Annotated in this window: 1 protein-coding gene and 1 pseudogene; one reads left to right on the top strand and one right to left on the bottom strand. The window is 73.6% G+C overall.

What is annotated here, in order from left to right; all coding sequences use genetic code 11:
• Window positions 1–248: 248 nt before the first annotated feature.
• Window positions 249–443 carry a 50S ribosomal protein L28 gene (gene rpmB / locus FRW57_RS22175; protein WP_137121821.1) on the top strand — a complete coding sequence of 65 codons (195 nt, stop codon included), beginning with the start codon at window positions 249–251 and terminating at the stop codon, window positions 441–443.
• 149 nt (window positions 444–592) lie between these two features.
• On the opposite strand, the pseudogene FRW57_RS22170 reads toward rpmB, so the two are convergent.
• Window positions 593–909 (bottom strand): annotated as a pseudogene (locus FRW57_RS22170) (thiamine-phosphate kinase); the annotation flags it as partial.

The raw sequence follows: 909 nt of genomic DNA, 5'->3' as shown, positions 1-909 counted from the left end.
CCGTGAGGCTAACGCCCGGGGCGGACGTGGGCGGCCCCGCGCCGGATCGACCGGGCACCTGTCCCTGCGTGGCGGCGGCGCCGGCGTGCGAACGGCCGCGTTTTGGTGCGGGGCCGGTGCCTCGGCTACTCTTGACCGGTTCCCGTCGTGCGGTGCCGCATGCGTGCACGCCCCGGGCACAGACCATTGTTCATGAGTGGACGCGTTCACCAGCGAGTCGTCCACCGCCCGAGTTCAGGAGATCACCTGTGGCTGCCACCTGCGACGTCTGCGGCAAGGGGCCGAGCTTCGGTCACAACGTCTCGCACTCCCAGCGCAAGACCAACCGTCGTTGGACCCCGAACATCCAGCGCGTCCGCGCCAAGGTCGGTGCCGCCGGCGTGACCCCCAAGCGGCTCAACGTCTGCACCTCCTGCCTCAAGGCCGGCAAGGTCAAGCGCTGACCCACCGCGCCCGGTCCCTGCGCCTGACCGAGTGCGCCGGCGGTCCCTGAACCGTCCGGCACCCCTCGAAGCCGATCTCCGCGCCCGGAGGTCGGCTTCGTCGCGTCCAGGGGCCGCCGGAGGGGACCGGACGGCATACCGGACGCAGGTCAACCGGCGAAGTGGTCCCAGCCGCCGCCGACCAGGGGCTCGCCGTCGACGGTGACGCCCTCACCGGCCTGCACCCGTCCGACCGGACGCCAGCCCTGCGGCAGGGTGACCCCCGCCGGGAAGCAGGCGAGCAGCGAGTGCTCCTCGCCTCCGGTGAGCACGCAGGATCGGGCGGCCTCCTCGCCCACGGCCGGGGCAAGGGCGGCGACGTCTTCCCTGAGCAGCTCGCCGGACAGCGCGAGGCACACCCGGCTGGCCGCTGCCACCCGGCGGGCGTCCCGGCCGAGGCCGTCGCTGAGGTCGAGCATCGCGGTGG

It is taken from the genome of Segeticoccus rhizosphaerae (assembly GCF_009192725.1).
GTDB lineage: Bacteria > Actinomycetota > Actinomycetes > Actinomycetales > Dermatophilaceae > Segeticoccus > Segeticoccus rhizosphaerae.
The sequence above is the reverse complement of the archived record's forward strand: the minus strand, read 5'-3'. Positions and strand labels throughout refer to the sequence as shown.